Origin of the sequence: Arthrobacter bussei (genome assembly GCF_009377195.2) — a bacterium.
Lineage (GTDB): Bacteria > Actinomycetota > Actinomycetes > Actinomycetales > Micrococcaceae > Arthrobacter_D > Arthrobacter_D bussei.
The window spans coordinates 1,437,298-1,456,358 of the sequence record NZ_VJXX01000001.1 but is presented as its reverse complement, the minus strand read 5'-3'; the positions used below and the strand labels follow the sequence as shown (position 1 = coordinate 1,456,358).

General features: G+C 69.9%; 18 protein-coding genes. 14 read left to right on the top strand and 4 right to left on the bottom strand.

Annotated elements, in window-relative coordinates; genetic code table 11:
- Nucleotides 1–60 precede the first annotated feature (60 nt).
- From FNH21_RS06905 to FNH21_RS06895, 3 genes are all read left to right on the top strand, one after another.
- Entirely contained in the window at nucleotides 61–618 is a 558-nt protein-coding gene (locus tag FNH21_RS06905; protein ID WP_191931678.1) for a TetR family transcriptional regulator, read from the top strand.
- A gap of 217 nt (nucleotides 619–835) precedes the next feature.
- Entirely contained in the window at nucleotides 836–1,255 is a 420-nt protein-coding gene (gene mscL, locus FNH21_RS06900; RefSeq protein WP_152813308.1) for a large conductance mechanosensitive channel protein MscL, read from the top strand.
- The gene (locus tag FNH21_RS06895) at nucleotides 1,252–1,938 is read left to right on the top strand and encodes a Pr6Pr family membrane protein (RefSeq protein WP_191931677.1); all 687 of its coding nucleotides are present in this window, start codon (nucleotides 1,252–1,254) and stop codon (nucleotides 1,936–1,938) included. The genes mscL and FNH21_RS06895 overlap by 4 nt, the downstream gene beginning before the upstream one ends.
- Before the next feature lie 16 nt (nucleotides 1,939–1,954).
- Here the strand turns inward: FNH21_RS06895 and FNH21_RS06890 are convergent, their stop codons facing one another.
- Nucleotides 1,955–3,442, bottom strand: coding sequence for an FAD-dependent oxidoreductase (locus FNH21_RS06890; protein ID WP_152813306.1), 1,488 nt, complete (start codon nucleotides 3,440–3,442; stop codon nucleotides 1,955–1,957).
- Between the two features lie 104 nt (nucleotides 3,443–3,546).
- Between FNH21_RS06890 and FNH21_RS06885 the strand changes: the two genes are divergently transcribed.
- The 5 genes from FNH21_RS06885 to FNH21_RS06865 all read left to right on the top strand — a co-directional run bounded on the left by FNH21_RS06885 (nucleotide 3,547) and on the right by FNH21_RS06865 (nucleotide 8,219).
- Entirely contained in the window at nucleotides 3,547–5,229 is a 1,683-nt protein-coding gene (locus FNH21_RS06885) for a cryptochrome/photolyase family protein (protein WP_152813305.1), read from the top strand.
- A gap of 9 nt (nucleotides 5,230–5,238) precedes the next feature.
- On the top strand, nucleotides 5,239–6,222 hold the full coding sequence (locus FNH21_RS06880) for an aldo/keto reductase (RefSeq protein ID WP_152813303.1): 984 nt from the start codon (nucleotides 5,239–5,241) through the stop codon (nucleotides 6,220–6,222).
- A 135-nt stretch (nucleotides 6,223–6,357) separates the two neighbouring features.
- Nucleotides 6,358–6,612 carry a hypothetical protein gene (locus FNH21_RS06875; protein WP_152813301.1) on the top strand — a complete coding sequence of 85 codons (255 nt, stop codon included), beginning with the start codon at nucleotides 6,358–6,360 and terminating at the stop codon, nucleotides 6,610–6,612.
- Nucleotides 6,613–6,626: 14 nt separating this feature from the next.
- The gene (locus FNH21_RS06870) at nucleotides 6,627–7,541 is read left to right on the top strand and encodes an FHA domain-containing protein (RefSeq protein WP_152813299.1); all 915 of its coding nucleotides are present in this window, start codon (nucleotides 6,627–6,629) and stop codon (nucleotides 7,539–7,541) included.
- Nucleotides 7,542–7,658: 117 nt separating this feature from the next.
- Nucleotides 7,659–8,219, top strand: coding sequence for a 2'-5' RNA ligase family protein (locus tag FNH21_RS06865; RefSeq protein ID WP_152813297.1), 561 nt, complete (start codon nucleotides 7,659–7,661; stop codon nucleotides 8,217–8,219).
- Here the strand turns inward: FNH21_RS06865 and FNH21_RS06860 are convergent.
- The 3 genes from FNH21_RS06860 to purB all read right to left on the bottom strand — a co-directional run bounded on the left by FNH21_RS06860 (nucleotide 8,196) and on the right by purB (nucleotide 12,081).
- Complete coding sequence (locus tag FNH21_RS06860) at nucleotides 8,196–9,638, bottom strand: lipase maturation factor family protein (protein WP_152813295.1); 1,443 nt, start codon at nucleotides 9,636–9,638, stop codon at nucleotides 8,196–8,198. The two genes, FNH21_RS06865 and FNH21_RS06860, sit on opposite strands and share 24 nt — an antisense overlap.
- A gap of 72 nt (nucleotides 9,639–9,710) precedes the next feature.
- On the bottom strand, nucleotides 9,711–10,589 hold the full coding sequence (locus tag FNH21_RS06855) for an endonuclease/exonuclease/phosphatase family protein (protein ID WP_152813293.1): 879 nt from the start codon (nucleotides 10,587–10,589) through the stop codon (nucleotides 9,711–9,713).
- Between the two features lie 61 nt (nucleotides 10,590–10,650).
- The gene (gene purB, locus FNH21_RS06850; protein ID WP_152813291.1) at nucleotides 10,651–12,081 is read right to left on the bottom strand and encodes an adenylosuccinate lyase; all 1,431 of its coding nucleotides are present in this window, start codon (nucleotides 12,079–12,081) and stop codon (nucleotides 10,651–10,653) included.
- A 123-nt stretch (nucleotides 12,082–12,204) separates the two neighbouring features.
- Between purB and FNH21_RS06845 the strand changes: the two genes are divergently transcribed.
- From FNH21_RS06845 to FNH21_RS06815, 6 genes are all read left to right on the top strand, one after another.
- Complete coding sequence (locus tag FNH21_RS06845) at nucleotides 12,205–12,510, top strand: hypothetical protein (protein ID WP_152813289.1); 306 nt, start codon at nucleotides 12,205–12,207, stop codon at nucleotides 12,508–12,510.
- Nucleotides 12,507–13,808: a hypothetical protein gene (locus FNH21_RS06840; protein ID WP_152813287.1), complete on the top strand. Its 1,302-nt coding sequence runs from the start codon at nucleotides 12,507–12,509 to the stop codon at nucleotides 13,806–13,808. Before FNH21_RS06845 ends, FNH21_RS06840 begins: the two co-directional genes overlap by 4 nt.
- Nucleotides 13,805–14,965 (top strand): histidinol-phosphate transaminase, encoded by a 1,161-nt coding sequence (locus tag FNH21_RS06835; RefSeq protein ID WP_191931676.1) that lies wholly within the window; start codon nucleotides 13,805–13,807, stop codon nucleotides 14,963–14,965. Before FNH21_RS06840 ends, FNH21_RS06835 begins: the two co-directional genes overlap by 4 nt.
- Before the next feature lie 135 nt (nucleotides 14,966–15,100).
- Nucleotides 15,101–16,321, top strand: a complete 1,221-nt coding sequence (pdhA, locus tag FNH21_RS06830; RefSeq protein ID WP_338403179.1) for a pyruvate dehydrogenase (acetyl-transferring) E1 component subunit alpha — start codon at nucleotides 15,101–15,103, stop codon at nucleotides 16,319–16,321.
- Nucleotides 16,321–17,295: an alpha-ketoacid dehydrogenase subunit beta gene (locus tag FNH21_RS06825; RefSeq protein WP_152813283.1), complete on the top strand. Its 975-nt coding sequence runs from the start codon at nucleotides 16,321–16,323 to the stop codon at nucleotides 17,293–17,295. The genes pdhA and FNH21_RS06825 overlap by 1 nt, the downstream gene beginning before the upstream one ends.
- Before the next feature lie 9 nt (nucleotides 17,296–17,304).
- Nucleotides 17,305–19,053, top strand: a complete 1,749-nt coding sequence (locus FNH21_RS06815) for a dihydrolipoamide acetyltransferase family protein (RefSeq protein WP_152813280.1) — start codon at nucleotides 17,305–17,307, stop codon at nucleotides 19,051–19,053.
- Nucleotides 19,054–19,061 lie beyond the last annotated feature (8 nt).

Below are 19,061 nucleotides of genomic sequence, written 5' to 3'. Positions count from 1 at the left end.
GGTCCAAGCTATACCGTCCAGCCGGTACAGTACAACAAAAGTGACGGGTATCATGAGTGAGTGTCCAGTTCCCGCGAGCGCATCCTCGACAGCTTCGAGGACGCGCTGATCCGCGACGGTGAGAGGGCCGCCACCATGGAGGCCGTCGCCGCCGCTGCGGAGGTGTCGAAGGGTGGACTCCTCTATCACTTCCCGTCGAAGGAAGCGCTCGTCGAGGGCCTCGCGCACCGACTCCGGGCTCTCGCCGACCGGGACCGCGAGGCCATGACCGCAGCGCCGGACGGCGCCGCGCGATACTACGTGCGAACCTCCGTGTTCGAGGACAGCGCGCTGGACCGCGCCCTCGTCTCCATGGCCCGCCTGGCCCAGCAGGGCCACCCGACAGCCAAGGGGTCGCTCGCCGAGATCCAGGAGCGGTGGCTCGACGCCCTGGAGGCCCAGCTCGGCGACCGCACCACGGCCCGGGCGGTCAAACTGCTCGGTGACGGGCTCTACTACGACGCGGCGTTCTTCGCGTCCGCAGGATCAGGGCGCACGAGCGAGCGGGAGATCCGGGATCTCCTCGACGTCGTCGACCTCATCGTGTCCGGACGCAGCGCGGGCGCGGCCACGGGCTGACGCCCGTCCCGTGCCTCCGGCTACTGTCCGCAGCCCCCGTGGCTCACTACAGTTGGCCCTGCATGCACGTCCCGGGCAGGTCCCGTAGGCGCGCCCGCACATGATCCGCAGGCAGTTCCGGCGGACACCCTCCACCGGCACGTCCAGCAGGCACTTCTCACAGGCACTTCTCGCACGCACTTCTCGCACGCACACCGAGCACAAGGGGACGCATCACATGATCAAGGGATTCCGGGATTTCATCCTGCGGGGCAACGTGATCGAGCTGGCGATCGCCGTGGTGATCGGGAGCGCCTTCACCGCCCTGGTCGGAGCGTTCACGGCGAACATCATCAACCCGGTCATCGCCTCGGCGGGCGGGGTCGACGCCGCCGGCTGGGGATTCCCGATCCGGCCGGGCAACGACGCCACCTTCGTGGATGTCGGCGCCGTGCTCACCGCGATCATCACGTTCCTCATCACCGCCGCCGTCGTCTACTTCCTCTTCGTGGTGCCGATGAACCGCGCGAACGCCCGCCTGCGCTCCCTCTCGGCCCCGCAGGAGCCGGAGGAGGAGCCCACCCCCGTGGACATCGCTCTCCTCACCGAGATGCGGGACCTCCTCAAGGAGATGTCGGCGAGGGACGCGCGGCCATGAGTGGCGACGCGGAGAGGGGCGTTGCCCGGGGAATCGTACCGCTGCGCGCGGCCGTCCGGATCGGCGTCGTCGCAGTGGTCCTGCTGGCCGTCGTCTCGACGTTCCTCGACACGGCGTCCAGGGCGACGATCAATCCGTTCAACTTCTTCGGCTTCTTCACGATGCAGAGCAACATCATGGCGGCGGTGATCCTCCTGCTGGCCGCGGTCCTGCAGCTGCGGGCCGCTCCGGGCCCGGAGTGGCTCGTCCCCGTCCGGGCGGCCACCGCCACCTACATGTTCGTCGTGGGTGCGGTGTACAACCTGCTGCTCGCTGGCCTGGCGGGCGGCGTGGAACTGGCCTGGGCCAACTGGGTGCTGCACGTGGCGTTCCCGATCTACGCGGTGCTCGACTGGTTGTGCACCACCGATCGCCGTCCGCTCTCCTACCGCGTCATCCGGCTGATCCTCGTGTATCCGCTCGTCTGGGCCGTCGTGGTGCTGATCCGCGGGGCCACGGACGGGTGGGTGCCGTACCCGTTCCTCGATCCGGCCACGGGGTACGCCTCCGTGCTGCTGTATGTCGTGGCGATCGCCCTGACGTTCACGGCGTTCGGTGCCCTCGTCATCCTCGTCAGCCGGAGCCTTCCGCCGCTCGGCTCCCTGCTCGACGGACGGGCAGGGAGGGCGGCCGGCAAGGCCTGAGTGTCGAATACCCGGCTCAGCGCCGCGTGGTCGCCAGGTCCGAGGTGGACGGCCCCTCGAGCAGTGTGCCGTCCGCGGTGAAGCGCGAGCCGTGCAGCGGGCAGTCCCAGGATCGTTCGGCGTCGTTCCAGGAGAGGATCCCTTTCAGGTGCGGGCAGACGGCGAAGACCCGGTGCTGCACGCCGTCGACGGTGCAGATGCCGATGGGTCGCGCGCCCTCCCGGATCACCCTGCCTTCTCCCTCGCCCGGGGTGGAGGTGCCGCTCTTCGCGAGGCCGGACAGCCACCCGGTGACCAGTTCCATGCCGACCACGGCGTTCGCCTGCGCGGTCTGGAGGGCATCCGCCGGGCTGACCTTCGTCCGGTAGAGCGTGTCTGCCCAGGGCATGTTGCCGCCCAGGATCTCCCCGGCGAGGGCGAGGGAGGCGGCGACCGCGTTGGTCATGCCCCACTTGTTGTAGCCCGTCGCGGCATAGATGTGTCCGCCGCCCGCCGGGACCTTCCCGACATACGGGACGGACGCCGCGGGCGTGTAGTCCTGCGCCGACCAGGCGTAGGCGCGCCTGGCCGTGGGGAAGTACTCCTGGGCCCAGCGCGTGAGATCGTCGACCTTGGCCCGGGTGTTCGAACTGTGACCCACCTTGTGGCCGTTCCCGCCGACGATCAGATAGTTCGTCCCGTCCACCAGGGCGGTCCGCAGGGACCGGGTCGGAGAGTCGGTGCTGAGGTACATGTCCTCGGGGACGTCGTCCTCGACCGTCAGCGCGACACAGTAGGAACGCATGGGCTGCAGGACGGCGAAGTACCCGCCGCGGTCCAGGATGGGGATCCCGGTGGCGAGCACCACGTTCGACGCCGTGACCGGGCCCGCGCTGGTGGCCAGTTCCACGTCCGGGGAGTCGCTCTTCACGACTCCCCGGACCCGGACGCCCTCCACCAGCACGCCGCCGTGCCGCCTGAACTCGGCGGCCAGGCCGGCGAGGACCTCCAGGGGATGGAACTGCGCCTGGTCCTTGAGCCGCAGGGTCTTCCGCACGGGGAAGGGGAGGGTGGCGGCATTGCCCAGTTCGGTCGCTAGGCCTGCGGTCGTGCAGGCCTCGTGTTCGGCGACGAGTCTCCGCGCCCCGGTGTCCGTGGTGGCGTAGTCGACGGCGTCGCGGGTCTCGTAGGCGATGCCGTGCTCGTCGCAGAACCGCAGGAGCCAGCTCTGGCCCTCACGGTTGCCGGTGACATAGGCGCGAGCCAGCTCGGCGTCGTGGTGCTGGAGGATGGTCGACATGCTGGTGCCCTGGAGGAGCGAGAGCTTTGCCGTGGTGTTGCCCGTGGTGACCGCCCCGGTGGTCCGGGCCTCGAGGACGGCGACGCGATGCCCTGCGCGGGCCAGCAGCAGCGCCGTCGTGAGGCCGGTGAGGCCGGCACCCACCACGACCGAATCGAAGGCGCTTTTCTCCTGCAGCGCATCCGACGGGATGGGCGGCGCGGTGTCGAGCCAGAGCGATCTCATGGGCTTCCCTTCAGGAGTCGGTCGGTGCCTCCACCGAACCACTAAGCATGCTTACAGTCAAGCATCGGGAAGCCTGTCGGAGGAGGGCACTAGCATGGCGTCCCATGACCGCCCGCACCAGGAAGGCAGGCCCTGTGCACGTCCGTCTCGTCCTCCCCCACCAGCTCTTCGAGGAACACCTCGATGCACCCCAGGACACGCTCTTCGTGTTCCTCGAGGATGACCTCCTGTTCCGCAGCCTGCGGTTCCACCAGCAGAAACTCGTCCTGCACCGCGCGGGGATGACCATCTTCGCGCGGCGTGCGGAAGCCGCCGGGTACGAGGTGCACTATGTGGACACCTCGGCGGACACTCCGAGCCAGGAGCGTCTTGCCGCCGCCCTGGCCGGGTGCGGCGCAACCGCCGTGACCTACTACGACGTCGTCGACGACTGGCTCGACCGGCGGCTGACGCAGACGCTCGCCGATGCCGGCGTCGAGGTCCGCGTGCTCGAGACGCCGCAGTTCATCACCGACCGCGAGGTCCTCGGCACCTACTTCTCCTCGCACAACTGGCGGATGCAGACGTTCTACGAATGGCAGCGCAAGCGACTCGGCATCATGGTGGGCCCCGACGGGTCCCCGGAGGGCGGTCGGTGGAGTTTCGACACGGAGAACCGCAAGAAGCTGCCGAAGAAGATCGAACTGCCGGACCTCCCGGAGTTCGACCGCCCGCCGGAGGTCCGGGACGCCATCGCCTGGGTCACCGCAGAGTTCCCCGACAATCCGGGGAACGCGGAGTCCTTCAACTGGCCCGTGACCCATCGGCAGGCCTTCGACGCCCTCGAGGCCTTCCTCGCGGAGCGGTTCGAGCTGTTCGGTCCGTACGAGGACTCGATCGCCGTCGGGCAGACCTACCTGTTCCACTCCGCCCTGAGTTCCAGCATGAACACCGGACTCCTCAGCCCAGGGGAGGTCGTGGACCTCGCTCTCGATTTCGCCGGGCGTCACGGCACGCCCATCGCGAGCGTGGAGGGTTTCGTCCGGCAGGTCATCGGCTGGCGGGAGTACATCCGGGCCTCCTACGTGCTGCGGGGCAGGGAGATGCGCACCGGGAACACCCTCGGGTTCACCGCGGATCTGGACGAGCGCTGGTGGACCGGTGACACCGGGCTCGAACCGGTCGACTCCGTCATCACGCGCATCCTCGACACCGCCTACGCGCACCATATCGAGCGCCTCATGATTCTCGGCAACGCGGCGCTGCTGATGCGCGCCAAGCCCGACGCCGTCTACGAGTGGTTCATGGAGATGTTCATCGATGCGTACGACTGGGTGATGGTGCCCAACGTCTACGCCATGAGCCAGTACGCGGCCGGCACCATGATCACCACGAAGCCCTACGTCAGCGGCAGCAACTACATCCGGAAGATGAGCGACTTCGGCGAGGGCCCCTGGCGGTTCAGCTGGGATGCCCTGTACTGGGAGTTCGTGGCCGACCATCGGGAGCTCTTCGCCCGCAACCCGCGCTCGCGGATGAGCGTGAACCTGCTGGACAAGATGGACACCGAACGGCGCGTGTCCCTGCGCGGCGAGGCCGCCCGCTGGATCCCCGGCAGGGGATCGGGACCGACCGCGGAGGACGGTGAGGCCGGGGCGGGGAACGATGCCGGGACGGAGCCGGCCCGGACGCCCACGAAGGCGCGCGCACCGCTCGAGCAGGAACCCTCGCCCGGGGAGCGGTCCGCCGTCGAGCGCCGGATGGCACAGGCGAAGCCGATGACGGAGGCCACACTGCCCGGCCTATAGTCTTCAAGCATGGAACAGAGAATTCTCGGAAGAACCGGCCATCCAGTCTCCGTCGTCGGCCTCGGCACGTGGCAGCTCGGCGCGGACTGGGGCGAGGTGGAGGACAAGGACGCCGTCGCGGTACTCGATGCGGCGGTCGAAGCCGGCGTGACCTTCTTCGACACGGCGGACGTCTACGGCGACGGCAGGAGCGAGTCGACGATCGGCGGCTTCCTCAGGGACAACCCGGACCTCGACATCCTCGTCGGCACCAAGATGGGCCGCCGGGTGGACCAGACGCCGGAGAACTACACGCTCTCGAACTTCCGCCAGTGGATCGACCGGTCGAGGACCAATCTCGGCGTGGATTCCCTCGATCTCGTGCAGCTGCACTGCCCGCCCACCGCCGTCTACAGTTCGGACGAGGTCTACGACGCGCTGGACACGCTCGTGGCCGATGGCGTCATCAGGAACTACGGCGTGAGCGTCGAGCGGACCGACGAGGCCCTGGCCGCCATCGCCCGGGGGAACACCGCGAGCGTGCAGATCATCCTCAATGCCTTCAGGTTGAAGCCCCTCGACGAGGTCCTGCCCGCGGCGAAGGCGGCCGGCGTCGGCATCATCGCCCGCGTGCCGCTCGCCTCGGGCCTGCTGTCCGGGAAGTACACGACGGACACCGCCTTCGCCGAGAACGACCACCGCAACTACAACCGCGACGGCGCCGCCTTCGACGTCGGGGAGACCTTCTCCGGCGTCGACTACGAGACCGGCCTGCAGGCCGCCCGCGAGTTCGCCGAGCTGGTCCCGGAGGGCGTCACGACGGCGCAGGCCGCGCTCGCGTGGATCATCGCGCAGGACGGCCTCAGCACGGTCATCCCCGGCGCGCGCACCCCTGAGCAGGCGCGCGCCAACGCGGCGGCCGCCGGGTCCGCCGGAGTCGCCGCGGGCATGGCGGACGCCGTCGCCGCCATCTACGACCGTCATTTCAGGGCCACGGTCCACCCGAAGTGGTAGCCGCCGCGCCGGGATCCGCCGCCCCCTGCGGGGGCGGGTTCCGGCCGGCCTGACCCTCCGCTAGGGTGGGGAACACCAGGTCAGACGGAGTTAGAGGACGTCTGTCATTGTTGGATCACCGACGAAGGAATCGACATGACTGAAAACACCTCAAGCGTTGGCACCGGCGAGTCCCACACCATCCGCGACTGGACGGACCTCGCGGAGGAGATGTGGTCCTACCTGACCGGACGGGGCGCAGCCATCAACTACACCCTCCAGGACATGACCATCGAGGTCCCGCGGGACATCGGCCCCGATGCCCCGCGTGCAACCTGGAAGTTCAACGGCACCCTGCGGATCACCACGAGTGACAACGCCGCCAGCGGTTCCGACCCCCACGCGAGCTGATCCGCCGGACCACGATGGCCTCGACACTCAGGCTCGACATTGACATCGATTTCTCGCTGGGCGAGCCCGCGGTCGACGGCAAGCCGGAAGCGCGCCTCTCCGGCACGGTGAAGGCCGCCGGGAGCACCGTGGACGTCTTCGTGGACGATCCGGCATCCTTCCGGGGCAACAACCTGCCGGGGCTCGCTCAGGTGCGTTCCATCGCGAAGGAACTCGCGGATCGCGGCCTCGCCGTCTCGGTCAGTGGGCCCAAGGGCCTGCTGGTGAGTCTCGGTGCGGTGCAGTCCTCGATGGCGCAGCGCCTCATCACGCGCTCGCCGCACATCCGCCTCGGTTCGCCCGGTACGCTCGCGCCGCTGCTCGGGATCGGCCGGCGTGCCCTGGAGAAGGGGGACACGCCGTCGCTCCTTCCTCCGGGCACGCCGTTCCCCCTCGTGCCGACCGTGAACCGGAGTATCAAGCGCACCATCACGACGACGCACTACCTGCATGGGAGCGGGCGTCCACGGCTCATCTTCGTGCAGAACTCCGAGACGTGGGACGGCCAGGTGCCGAGGGAGGTGGAACTCCTCGGTGACCGCACCACCATCGGCAGCGGCGAGGACGCGATGCTCCGCCTCGCGGGCCTCGACGAGCTGCACGCGGAGGTCATCCACACCGAGGACGACGAGTACGTCCTGGTGCCGCACGGCGTGATCACGGGGAGCGTCAACGGCAAGGAGCAGTCCATCCTCCGAACGGGTGCCCGCATCCAGCTAGGGGAGTGGGCGCTCGCGTTCTTCCGCGAGGAGTACGCCGATCACGGAAGGCCCTTCGGCGGGCGCAACGGTGGTGAGCTCTCGTATCAGCGTCCGCAGCGCAACCCGCGCACGGGTGCCACCGAGGTGGACGGTTCAGCCGGGGTCGGCGACTTCCGCCGGCCGCGCTGACCCGTGCCGGTTCGCCTGGCCGGGCTCCCTGCCCGGTCAGGAAGAGGCGAGCAGGGGACCGTAGTGGACGGGCAGTGGGACGGGTGCTGACGGGACCGGCGGGAGAGGGTGTGCTGCATGGCCGATAGCATCGAACTCCTGCTGGACCCGCCCTCCGACCTCCGCCTCCTGCAGGACTGGGCCACGCTCGAGGCCGCGGGCCTGCCGAACCAGTCGCGGCACCAGTCCTTCAGCAATGCCCCGCACATCACGCTCGCCGCGGCCGCGCGCATCGACGACCGGTACGACGCCGACCTCGCCGCTGCGTCAGGCGGACCCGCCCCCGACCTGAGGACCGCCGGTTTCCTGGTGTTCCCCACGCGCCGGAAGTTCGTGCTGGCGCGGCAGATCGTCGCGGGGACGGCACTGACCGGCTTGCACCGGCGCATCTGGTTCGCGCTCGACGGTGTCCAGGAGACCGTGCCGACCACCGTCAGCGGAGCCTGGACGCCCCACATCACGCTCGGCCACGGCCTGACCGCCGAGCAGCTGGGCGCAGCGCTCGATCTGCTCAGGGACAGCCCTCCGGTGCGGCTTGCAGCCGGGATCGTGCGGCGGTGGGATGCCAAGGAGAAGCGCCTGATCCTGCTCGGCGGCGGAAGAGCTCCTCAGGCGTCAGGGCGACTCGGCGCGCAGTGAGGCGGGCCGGACGAGAACCCCCTGGGGCTCCCGGATCCACCACAGGCCCGTCTCCCGCTTCTCGCGTCGGCTGGCGAACCGGTAGAGGAAGATCCGCGCCCGTACGTACCGCGGGCGGGCGCCGTCGAACGGGTCCTCCGCGAGGAGTCCCAGGGTCTGCGGATCGGCCTGCAGGAGCTTGACCAGGAACGGCGTGAACCATCCGCGCTCGGACCCGAGCGCGAGGAACCACATCATCCAGTCCAGGCGCAGGTGGTACGGCGCGAACTGCCGTGGCCTGCGCGCCGGGTCGCCGGGTTTGCCCTTGAACCCGTACTCCCGCCAGTGCGCGTCCGGACCGGCGTCGTCGAGCGTGCCCTCCACGACCACCTCGTAGCGCACCTTCGTGACGCTCCCGAACGCCCCGTACGCATTGCCGAGGTGCCACCTGTTGAAGCTGGCATTCATCAACTGGTGCCGGGCGAAGAGGTTCACGAGCGCCTGGCGGCTCAGGTAGGCGAGCACGAGCACGGCGAGCACGACGACGATTGTGAACCACAGCGGGGTCGGCTGGTAGGAGCCGGCGGGATCGACGGCGGGGACCACCGCGGCGTAGAACGAGTCGGGGACGGCCGCGAAGGCCAGGATGATGGTGAGCGTGTTGAGCCAGGCGAAGTTGCCCGAGACCACGAGCCAGCCCTGCGTCAGGATCATCACCAGGGCGGCGATCCCCGCGAGGGGCTGGGGAGCGAACAGCAGCCACGGCACCGCGAGCTGCGTGACGTGGTTGCCGGCCACCTCGACGCGGTGCAGGGGCTTCGGCAGGAGGTGGAAGAATCGGCTGGCCGGGTTCGGCATCGGCTGCGTCTCGTGGTGGTAGTCCAGGGCGGTGAGGTCACGCCATGAGCGGTCGCCGCGCATCTTGATCATGCCCGCGCCGAACTCGAGACGGAAGACGAGCCAGCGGATCATGATCAGGACGAGGAACGGCGGGGCCACCTCGTCCGACCCGAGGAACGCGACGATGAACCCGGCCTCCAGCAACAGGCTCTCCCACCCGAACCCGTAGAACACCTGCCCCACGTTCACGATCGACGTGTAGAGCCCCCAGAGCACCAGGAAGGCGACGAGGGGCAGCCAGGGCGGGCCTGCCTGCGGCAGCCCGAGGACCAGGAGCGCCGAGAGGACGATGCCGGTCCAGGCCACGGCACGGAGCCGGCGGTCCGTGTATCCGCGGCGGAAGAGCGTGGGACCCGCGCGGTCGCCCGCCCGTCGGAGGTACTCGGGCACGGGCAGCAGCCCCCGCTCCCCGAGGAGGGCGGGGAACTGGTTCAGGGCCGAGGCGAAGGCGATCAGGTAGACCGCCGCCACCCCGCGCTGCACGATCTGCCGGCCCACCTCGTAGTCCTCCGCCGCAAGGACCCCGGTCACCCACTCCATGCCGTACAGCCTCCGGTCCGCCGGACGCCGGGGTCAACAGGACATCGGTGCACCGGGCAGGGGGCGTGTCTGCTAGCGCGGCGTCACGGGGTAGGCGGCGCCCGATCCCCTGCGGGGGATCTCGACGAGGGCCTGCACGGGCGCGTGGTCGCTGGCCCAGCGGCCGTCGAGGGTCGCCGTGTTCACGCCGGCCTGCCGCACGAGGACGTCCGGCGTCGTGAGGATCCAGTCGATGCGGCGCCCGCCGTCGACCGGCCGTCCATAGCGCGGGAAGGTGCCGAAGTCCGGTGTGAGGTGTTCGTCCGCGAGGACCCAGGCATCGCCGAGCACACCCGAGTCGAGGAAGCTCCGATAGGCGGACGAGGTGCCGGCGTCGGAGTTGAAGTCACCCATGACGACGGTGGGCAGCCTGGGACGGAAGAACCTGACGAGGTCGAGCACGGCGGCGGCGCTCCGGATGCGCGCGATGTCCGACTCGTGGTCGAAGTGCGTGTTGACGAGCAGGATCTCGCGGTCGGTCGAGGTGTCCCGGAAGCGGCCCCACGTGACGATCCGCGTCACGCCGTTGCCCCACGTCGAGGAGCCGATCAGCTTCGGGGTGTCGGAGAGCCAGAACTGGTCCCACTCGATGAGCTGCAGGCGGCGCGCATCGTAGAAGATCGCGGAGTACTCACCCCTGCTCCCGCCGTCACGCCCGGCCCCGATCATGCGGTACCGCGGGGGGAGGGTGGCCTCGACGACCACGAGCTGGTGGTGCAGTGCCTCCTGCACGCCGAGGACCGTGGGCACCTCACGCCGCAGCACGTCCTGCAGAGGCGGGATGCGGTCCGGCCAGTAGTCGACGTCCCCGGGACGCGAGGCGGGACGGTCGTAGCGGATGTTGAAGGTCATGACGTGCAGGGAGCTCCTGCCGGCCCTGATGAGCGGCGGGACAGGTGGTGTTCGTGGCATGGCGCCTTTCCGGTGCGGCACGGGGATCGTGGCTGCTGCCCGGCTGAGCGCCGGCACGCGGTCAGCCGAGATGGTCCACGAGCCGCGCCGCGATACCGGTGTAGCCGGCGGGCGTCAGCGCGAGCAGCCTCTGCTCGGCCTCTGCACTCAGCCCGAGCCCGCTCGCGAACTCGCGCATCCGGGCCGCGTCCACACGCCGGCCGCGGGTCAGGTCCTTGAGGCGTTCATAGGGATCGTCCAGTCCCGGCACGCCCGCGATCGCCTCGGCGCGCATGACCATCTGCACCGCCTCGCCGAGCACCTCCCAGTTGCCGTCGAGATCTGCTGCCAGCACGTCCTCGGCGACGTCGAGCCTCGCGAGTCCCTTGGCCACGTTGGAGACGGCGAGGAGGGAGTGGCCGAGGGCGACGCCGATGTTGCGCTGGCTGGAGGAATCTGTGAGGTCGCGCTGCCAGCGGGACGTGACGAGCGTCGAGGACAGCACGTCCAGCAGGCCGGAGGAGATCTCCAGGTTCGCCTCGGCGTTCTCGAAGCGGATCGGGTTCACCTTGTGCGGCATCGTCGAGGACCCGGTGGCTCCGGCCACCGGGACCTGCGCGAAATAGCCGATGGAGATGTAGCTCCACACGTCGGTGCAGAAGTTGTGGAGGATCCGGTTGAAGCGGGCCACGTCCGAGTAGAGCTCGGCCTGCCAGTCGTGGGATTCGATCTGCGTGGTCAGCGGATTCCAGGTCAGGCCGAGGCCTTCGACGAAGGTCCGGGCCACGCCCTCCCAGTCGGCGTCGGGGACGGAGGCGTAGTGGGCCGCATAGGTCCCGGTGGCGCCGTTGATCTTGCCGAGGAACCCCGTGGCCGCGATGCGGTCCAGCTGGCGCGTCAGGCGGTGGGCGACGACGGCCATCTCCTTGCCGAGCGTGGTCGGCGTCGCCGGCTGGCCGTGCGTCCGGGAGAGCATCGGGGTCTCGCGGGTCGAGCGCGCCAGATCGGCGATCGAGGCGACGAGGGAGCGCGCCGCCGGCAGCCAGACCTCGGTGACGGCGCCCTTGATCCCGAGCGCGTAGGAGAGGTTGTTGATGTCCTCGGAGGTGCAGCCGAAGTGGACCAGCGGTTTCAGGTGGCCGATGCCGATGCCGTCCAGGCGCCGTCCGATGAAGTACTCCACCGCCTTGACGTCATGCACCGTGACGGCTTCGATCTCGGCGAGCTCGGCGACCGAGGCGGCGTCGAACGAGGTGACCACGGCGCGGAGCCGTCCCTCCTGGTCCGCGGTGAGTGGCTCGGTTCCGGGCAGGACGGAGTGACGCGTGAGGTGGATCAGCCACTCCACCTCGACGTGCACGCGGTCGCGATTGAGGGCGGCCTCGGACAGGAAATCGACGAGGGGCGCCACGGCGTCACGGTACCGGCCGTCGAGGGGGCCGAGGGTCAGCGACGTTCCCTCCCCTCGGGACAGAGCAGCGAATTCAACCCGGGAGAGTGCGAAGTCAGCCATGGCTCCATCCTTCCATGGAGCGGGGCCGGCTCCTCACGGCCTGTCCACATACCCGGCCACCCTCGGGTGGCCTTTCCGTAGGGCTCCTAGCGTGGACGAACAGGGCGGGCGAGGGGACGGATCATGGACAGTGGCGGGGAGGGTGGTTCGAGCCGTCCGGGGGGCGGCGCGGGCGACGACGTACTGGCGATCCAGGCAGCCCTGACCCGGCATGCGGAGAGCCTCACCGATGTGCGGCGCCAGGCGCTGTCCGTCTCCCTCCTCTCCTGGGACTCGCCCGCGGGCGGCGCCTTCCGTACGTACCTGGCCGAGCGGTGCAGCGAGCTCTCGGGCACCATCGAGCTGCTCCACTCCGCAGCCCGTCTCCTGGGCGAGTACGGCCGCCTCGTCCGCGTGGCGGAGGCCCTGCAGCGAGGGGCAGGGCTGTGACGCGGCTGCTCGGGCCCGAGGATCCCGGCGACGGCCCGCTGCTGATCCGCGGAGGTGTGGGCGGGATCCGCTTCCAGTGGGAGGAACTCGACCACGCCGCGAGCGTCCTCTCCCTGCTCGCATCGGACACCGCCGCGGTCGCCACGGCGCTCGCGCAGCTCGATGCGGAGGTCGCCGAGCTGCCATGGCGTCCGGTGCAGCTCCTGCCCCCGGGCGCCGGAGCGGCCTACCAGGAGGCACGCGGGCAGGTCGGTGCCTCCTTCTACTCGGCCATGGAGAACGCGGCGTCACTCACCGAGACGGGGGAGAGGCTGAGATCTGCCGTGGACGCCTATGCCTGGGCGGATGATGCGGCCCGTGCAGCGACCGAGTCGGCGCGCCGCGCATCGGTGGTGACGGCGCGGGCCCTCGCCCGCGAGGCCATCCGTCGCGGCGCGCTGGACGTCGGGCCCATCGACCTGCTGGAGACGCGCGGTGCGGTCTCCGGGACGGCCTCGGACGTCGTCACCTTCGATGGGTCGATCGAGGGCGTCGTCGCCCGGATCTCCGCCGTGGAGGCGGAGGGGCCCGGCGTGTTCGAGGTGCTGCGGCTGGGTACGGAGACGCAGCCGGTCCATCTGGTGGTGCTGCCCGGAACGCAGTCCGGGCTGGTGGGCGACGCGCGCGGCAGCAACCCCTTCAACGCCGGGGGTGTCGCCGAGGCTCTCGTGGAGGACAGCCGCCACACCGAAGCCGCTGTGCGCGAGGCGCTGCGTCGAGCGGGGGCGCAGGAGGGGGACGCACTCATCCTGGCGGGGTACAGCCAGGGCGGGATCCACGCCGTCAATCTCGCGCGCGGGACCGGTCTCGGCGCGTCGTACGACGTCCAGCTGGTCGTGACGGTCGGCTCACCCACGGGGTGGCACCCGACGGCGGACACCGAGTACCTGCACCTGGAGCATGCAGTGGACCCGGTCCCGCTCCTCGACGCGATCCCCAACCCCGACGATCCCCACCGGACCACCGTCACGCTGACCCATCAGGTACCCCCTCTGGGGCGGGAGGCGGACGGGTCCGCCGAACCCTGGGGGCTGGGACCGGCGCACAAGCTCGGGAACTACGCAGCGGGGGCGCGCCTGGTCGACGCCGGCACGGCGCCGTCGCTGGGTCCCGCCATGGCACTCCTCGTTTCGGCCGCCGCGCGCGGCTCGGCCCGACGGTCCTCCTTCACCGCGGTACGGAGACCGGATCCCGCGCACGAGGTGCAGGCTGCGGCGGGAAGGCATGCCACGGGAGGCGGGTCTAGGCTATGGCCATGACTTCGATCGACGACTCCCCGGCACCGTCCACCACCGGTCGGGACACTGCGGGCAGCACAGAGCAGGGCCTGCGCCCACGCGGCGTCTTCGGGAAGCTGCCGCGTTATGCCGCCGGCAAGCCGCCCGTGGTGGTGGAGGGCCTGGAGAGCTTCAAGCTGTCCTCCAACGAGAACCCCCTCCCGCCCCTGCCGGCCGTGCTGGAGGCGATCGCCTCCGAGACCTCGGTCAACCGCTACCCCGACCCGATGACCACGGCCCTCCGCACCGAGCTGGCGGGCTACCTCGGCGTCCCCGCGACCGACATCGTCACCGGGGCCGGCAGCCTCGGAGCGCTGAACCAGATCCTCGCGACCTTCGCGGGCCAGAACGATTTCGACGCTCCGGACGAGGTCGTGTACGCATGGCGTTCCTTCGAGGCCTATCCCATCAGCGTCGGGCTCGCCGGCGCCGCGGGAGTGCAGGTGCCGGTCCGCGCCGACGGTACCCATGACCTGGACGCGATGGCGGCCGTGATCACCGACCGCACCAGGGTGGTCATGCTCTGCACGCCCAACAACCCGACCGGGCCGGTCCTCACACGCGACGACGTCGTCGGTTTCCTCGAGAAGGTACCCGCCCACGTCGTCGTCGTCATCGATGAGGCGTACCAGGAGTTCGTCCGCAGGTCCGATGCCGTCGACGGCATCGAGCTCTATCGCGGGTACGAGAACGTGATCGTGCTCCGGACCTTCTCCAAGGCGCACGGGCTGGCCGGGCTGCGCGTCGGGTACTCCGTGTCCCAACCGGCCCTGACCGAGCACCTCCGCGTCAGCGCCGTCCCCTTCGCGGTCTCCCAGATCGCTGAACACGCGGCCGTGACGTCCTTGCGCCACATCGACGAGGTCGAGGTGCGCGTGCAGAGCATCGTCGACGAGCGCATCCGGGTGGTCGCGGGCCTCCGGGATCTGGGGTGGACCATTCCGGAGGCCGAGGGGAACTTCGTGTGGCTCGCCCTGGGTGAGCACACCCAGGACTTCGCCGTCCGGGCCGGCGAGCACGCCCTGTCCGTCCGTGCCTTCGGGTCCGAGGGAGTTCGGGTCTCGATCGGCGAGGAGGCCGCGAACACCCGTTTCCTGGCGCTGTGCAGAGACTTCCCGCACCGTCCAGCGGAAGGCTGACGCCGTCTTAAATAGGCCCGTCGGCCCGCGCTGACTAGTCTTGGTCAGGATGTCGCCGGAAGATATGTTCTCCGGTGTATGACTGATGGCATACATTCCGCACATGGAATGTGCAGGTCGGATGAGGAGCGAGGGATGAACGGCGGTCGATTGCCGACAGCGGAGTTCGAGGTCGAGGAGGTCGAGCGCGCGGCGCGCACGGCGGGACTCGGGCAGGACCGTCAGGCCGAGCCGGGTATGCTCCGGATCCTCGATCCGGAGGGCCGGCTGGCCGATGGGATGACGGCCGAGATCGCCGGTGAGCTCGTCGACTTCGCGCCCTACCTCTCGACGTCGGACGCCCCGCACCTGCTCTCGCTCTACCGGGACATGTACCTCGTCCGTCGCTTCGACCAGGAGTCCACCGCCCTGCAGCGGCAGGGTCAGCTGGCCCTCTGGGTCCCCCTCACCGGTCAGGAGGCCGCACAGATCGGGTCGGGCCGCGCCATGGAGGCCCAGGACTACGCCTTCCCGACCTATCGCGAGCACGGCGTCGCGCTGACCCGCGGCGTCGAGCTGTCCGAGATCCTGCGCCTCTTCCGCGGCGTGACCAACGGCGGCTGGGATCCCCGTGAGCGGAACTTCCACCTCTACACCCTGGTGCTCGCCGCGCAGTCCCTGCACGCCGTGGGCTACGCCATGGGCATCCAGCGGGACCAGCTCGCCGATCCTTCGCTCCCGCAGGCCGCGTCCGTCGCCTACTTCGGCGACGGAGCGAGCTCCGAGGGCGACATCCACGAGTCCATGGTGTTCGCGGCGTCCTTCGATGCGCCCGTCGTGTTCTTCTGCCAGAACAACCAGTGGGCCATCTCCGTGCCCTCGACGGTGCAGACGCGCGTGCCGCTGGCGAAGCGGGCCGAGGGCTACGGCTTCCCGGGCGTCCGCGTGGACGGCAACGACGTCCTCGCCGTGGAGGCCGTCACCCGCTGGGCCCTCGAGCACGCGCGGACCGGCAGGGGACCGGTACTGATCGAGGCGTACACCTACCGCATGAGTGCGCACACCACGGCGGATGATCCGACCAAGTACCGGCTGTCCGGTGACGAGCAGGAGTGGCGGACCCGGGACCCGTTGGCCCGTCTCGAGACCTATCTGCGCTCGGCCGGACTCGCCAACGACGCCTTCTTCGAGGGGCTCGCGGGCGAGGCCCGGGTCATGGCCTCGGACCTCCGGGCGGCCGTGCTGTCGATGACCGCGCCGGATCTGGAGAGCCGCTTCGCGGCCGTGTACGCCGAGCCGCACCCGCTCGTGCAGGAGGAACTCCGGTTCTTCCAGCAGTACGAGTCCGGTTTCGCCGACGAAGGGAAGCACGCCTGATGGCGACGATGACCATCGCCAGGGCGATCAACGAGGGCCTCCGCGCGTCCCTCGCGAACGATCCGAAGACCCTGCTCATGGGGGAGGACATCGGTGAGCTCGGAGGCGTGTACCGGGTCACGGACGGACTGAAGAAGGACTTCGGCGCGATGCGCGTGGTCGACTCCCCGCTCGCCGAGTCAGGGATCATCGGCACGGCGATCGGGCTCGCCCTCCGCGGCTACCGGCCCATCTGCGAGATCCAGTTCGACGGTTTCGTGTTCCCGGGGTTCAACCAGATCACCACCCAGCTCGCCAAGCTGCGCACCCGCAGCGACGGGATGCTGAGTGCCCCCGTGGTCATCCGCATCCCCTACGGCGGGGGCATCGGCAGCGTCGAGCACCATTCGGAGTCGCCGGAGGCGCTGTTCGCCCATACCGCCGGCCTCCGGATCATCACGCCCTCGAATCCCCAGGACGCCTACTGGATGATCCAGCAGGCCGTCACCTGCGAGGACCCGGTGATCGTCTTCGAGCCCAAGCGACGGTACTGGCTCAAGGGCGAGGTGGACACGGGGGCGCCCGTCGGTGATCCGTTCACCGCGCACGTCCTCCGCCGTGGCACCGATGCGACGGTGGTCGCCTACGGTCCGCTGGTGCCCGTGGCGCTCGCGGCGGCCGCCGCTGCCGAGGAGGACGGGCGGAGCGTCGAGGTCATCGACCTTCGGTCCATCTCGCCGATCGATTTCGACACCGTGACCGAGTCCGTGATCCGCACGGGGCGGCTGGTCGTCGCGCACGAGGCCCCGACCTTCGGCGGGATCGGCGGCGAGATCGCCGCCCGCGTCTCCGAGCGGGCGTTCCTGTCCCTCGAGGCGCCCGTCATCCGTGTGGGCGGGTTCCACATGCCCTATCCGGTCGCCCGCGTGGAGGAGCAGTACCTGCCCGACATCGATCGCATCCTCGAGGCACTCGACCGTGCCTTCGCATACTGAAGGACCACCATGACGCTGAAGACGTTCAACCTGCCCGACGTCGGTGAAGGCCTCACCGAGGCGGAGATCGTGCAGTGGAGAGTGGTGCCAGGCGCAGCCGTATCCGTCAACGACATCATCTGCGAGATCGAGACCGCGAAGTCCCTCGTCGAGCTGTCCTCGCCCTACGAGGGCACGGTCTCCGAGCTGCTGGTGCCGGAGGGCGAGACGATCGAGGTCGGGACGCCGATCATCTCCGTGGAGGATGGCACCGGACCGTCCGGCGGTGGCGGCAGTGGCGACTCCGCCGTGACCGCGCCGACGTCCGGGGCGGCGCCTCGGCTCGAGGGTTCGAACGGCCGCGACGCGCAGGTGCCGGCAGAAGAGTCAGCCGGGAGCGAGGCAGGCTCGGCGACCGAGGGCCAGGTCCCCGTGCCGGAGATGCCGGGGGAACTGGCAGGCCCACAGGCCGATGGTCCCGCAACGGTCACCGGAGGTCACTCCGCTGCCGGCGGTGATGCCGCGTCCGGCGCAGGCCCCGCAGCAAGGCGAGGGGAGACGGCACCAGGATCGGGTCCCGCGGATCCGGTACCAGGCCCCCTCGTCGGGACGGGCCCGAAGGCCGACGCCGTCAAACGCCGCCCCCGCAAGGCACCGTCCGCCCCGGCCCGGGCCGTCTCCGCCGCGCCGGCGGCCGGCCATCGGGACAGGAGCGATGACCGGGCGGCGGGAAGCCTCCAGCCGCCCGTCGACGGACAGTCCACCGTGACGGTCGCGCCCGCACCGCCTACGTCAGTCGGCCCTGGGACGGCAGATCGACAGCAGGTGCCCAGCGCGACGCCGGCACCGTCCGCGAGCATCAGCGCCCAGGGCCGCGTGAACCCGCTCAACCAGCTCATCAATCGCGTCCTGGCGAAGCCCCCGGTCCGGAAGGCGGCGCGGGACCTCGGCATCAACCTGGCCGACGTGCCGGCCACCGGATCCGCCGGCGAGGTCACGAAGCAGGACCTCATGAGCTACCAGTCGCAGCGTGACGCGGAGCAGGACGGCGCCGACTCCTTCTGGTCGGAGCGCAAGCTCCTCGGGGGCGACCGCATCGAGCGCATCCCGGTCAAGGGCGTCCGCAAGGCCACCGCCAGGGCGATGGTCCAGAGCGCCTTCACCGCGCCGCACGTCAGCATCTTCGTGGACGTCGACGCATCCCGCACCATGGAGTTCGTGAAGCGGCTCAAGGCCAGCCGGGACTTCGAGGGCATCAGGGTCTCACCCCTGCTGATCCTCGCGAAGGCGGTCATCTGGGCCGCTGCACGGAACCCCTCCGTGAACGCGACCTGGTCGGACGACGAGATCCTCGTCAAGCACTTCATGAACCTCGGTATCGCCGCGGCCACGCCGCGGGGCCTCATGGTGCCCAACATCAAGGATGCGCAGGATCTCTCCCTGAAGGAACTCGCACTGGCCCTCAACGAGCTGGCGACGACGGCGCGGGCGGGCAAGACGCAGCCTGCCCAGATGCAGGGCGGCACGCTGACCATCACGAACATCGGCGCCCTCGGCATCGACACGGGAACGCCCATCATCAATCCGGGGGAAGTGGCGATCGTGGCGTTCGGCACCATCAAGCAGAAACCCTGGGTGCTCGACGGCGAGGTGATCCCCCGCTGGATCACGACCCTCGGGGGATCCTTCGACCACCGCGTGGTGGACGGGGACCTCAGTGCCCGCTTCATGGCGGACGTCGCTTCGATCCTCGAGGAACCAGCGCTGCTCCTCGACTAGGGTTGGCG

Coding starts and splice junctions, on each gene's coding strand:
- FNH21_RS06875 (WP_152813301.1), top strand. CDS start 6,358: ATGACTGAAAACACCTCAAGCGTTGGCACCGGCGAGTCCCACACCATC.
- FNH21_RS06825 (WP_152813283.1), top strand. CDS start 16,321: ATGGCGACGATGACCATCGCCAGGGCGATCAACGAGGGCCTCCGCGCG.
- mscL (WP_152813308.1), top strand. CDS start 836: ATGATCAAGGGATTCCGGGATTTCATCCTGCGGGGCAACGTGATCGAG.
- FNH21_RS06880 (WP_152813303.1), top strand. CDS start 5,239: ATGGAACAGAGAATTCTCGGAAGAACCGGCCATCCAGTCTCCGTCGTC.
- FNH21_RS06895 (WP_191931677.1), top strand. CDS start 1,252: ATGAGTGGCGACGCGGAGAGGGGCGTTGCCCGGGGAATCGTACCGCTG.
- FNH21_RS06870 (WP_152813299.1), top strand. CDS start 6,627: ATGGCCTCGACACTCAGGCTCGACATTGACATCGATTTCTCGCTGGGC.
- pdhA (WP_338403179.1), top strand. CDS start 15,101: ATGAACGGCGGTCGATTGCCGACAGCGGAGTTCGAGGTCGAGGAGGTC.
- FNH21_RS06855 (WP_152813293.1), bottom strand. CDS start 10,589: ATGCCACGAACACCACCTGTCCCGCCGCTCATCAGGGCCGGCAGGAGC.
- purB (WP_152813291.1), bottom strand. CDS start 12,081: ATGGCTGACTTCGCACTCTCCCGGGTTGAATTCGCTGCTCTGTCCCGA.
- FNH21_RS06890 (WP_152813306.1), bottom strand. CDS start 3,442: ATGAGATCGCTCTGGCTCGACACCGCGCCGCCCATCCCGTCGGATGCG.
- FNH21_RS06815 (WP_152813280.1), top strand. CDS start 17,305: ATGACGCTGAAGACGTTCAACCTGCCCGACGTCGGTGAAGGCCTCACC.
- FNH21_RS06885 (WP_152813305.1), top strand. CDS start 3,547: ATGACCGCCCGCACCAGGAAGGCAGGCCCTGTGCACGTCCGTCTCGTC.
- FNH21_RS06835 (WP_191931676.1), top strand. CDS start 13,805: ATGACTTCGATCGACGACTCCCCGGCACCGTCCACCACCGGTCGGGAC.
- FNH21_RS06865 (WP_152813297.1), top strand. CDS start 7,659: ATGGCCGATAGCATCGAACTCCTGCTGGACCCGCCCTCCGACCTCCGC.
- FNH21_RS06860 (WP_152813295.1), bottom strand. CDS start 9,638: ATGGAGTGGGTGACCGGGGTCCTTGCGGCGGAGGACTACGAGGTGGGC.
- FNH21_RS06845 (WP_152813289.1), top strand. CDS start 12,205: ATGGACAGTGGCGGGGAGGGTGGTTCGAGCCGTCCGGGGGGCGGCGCG.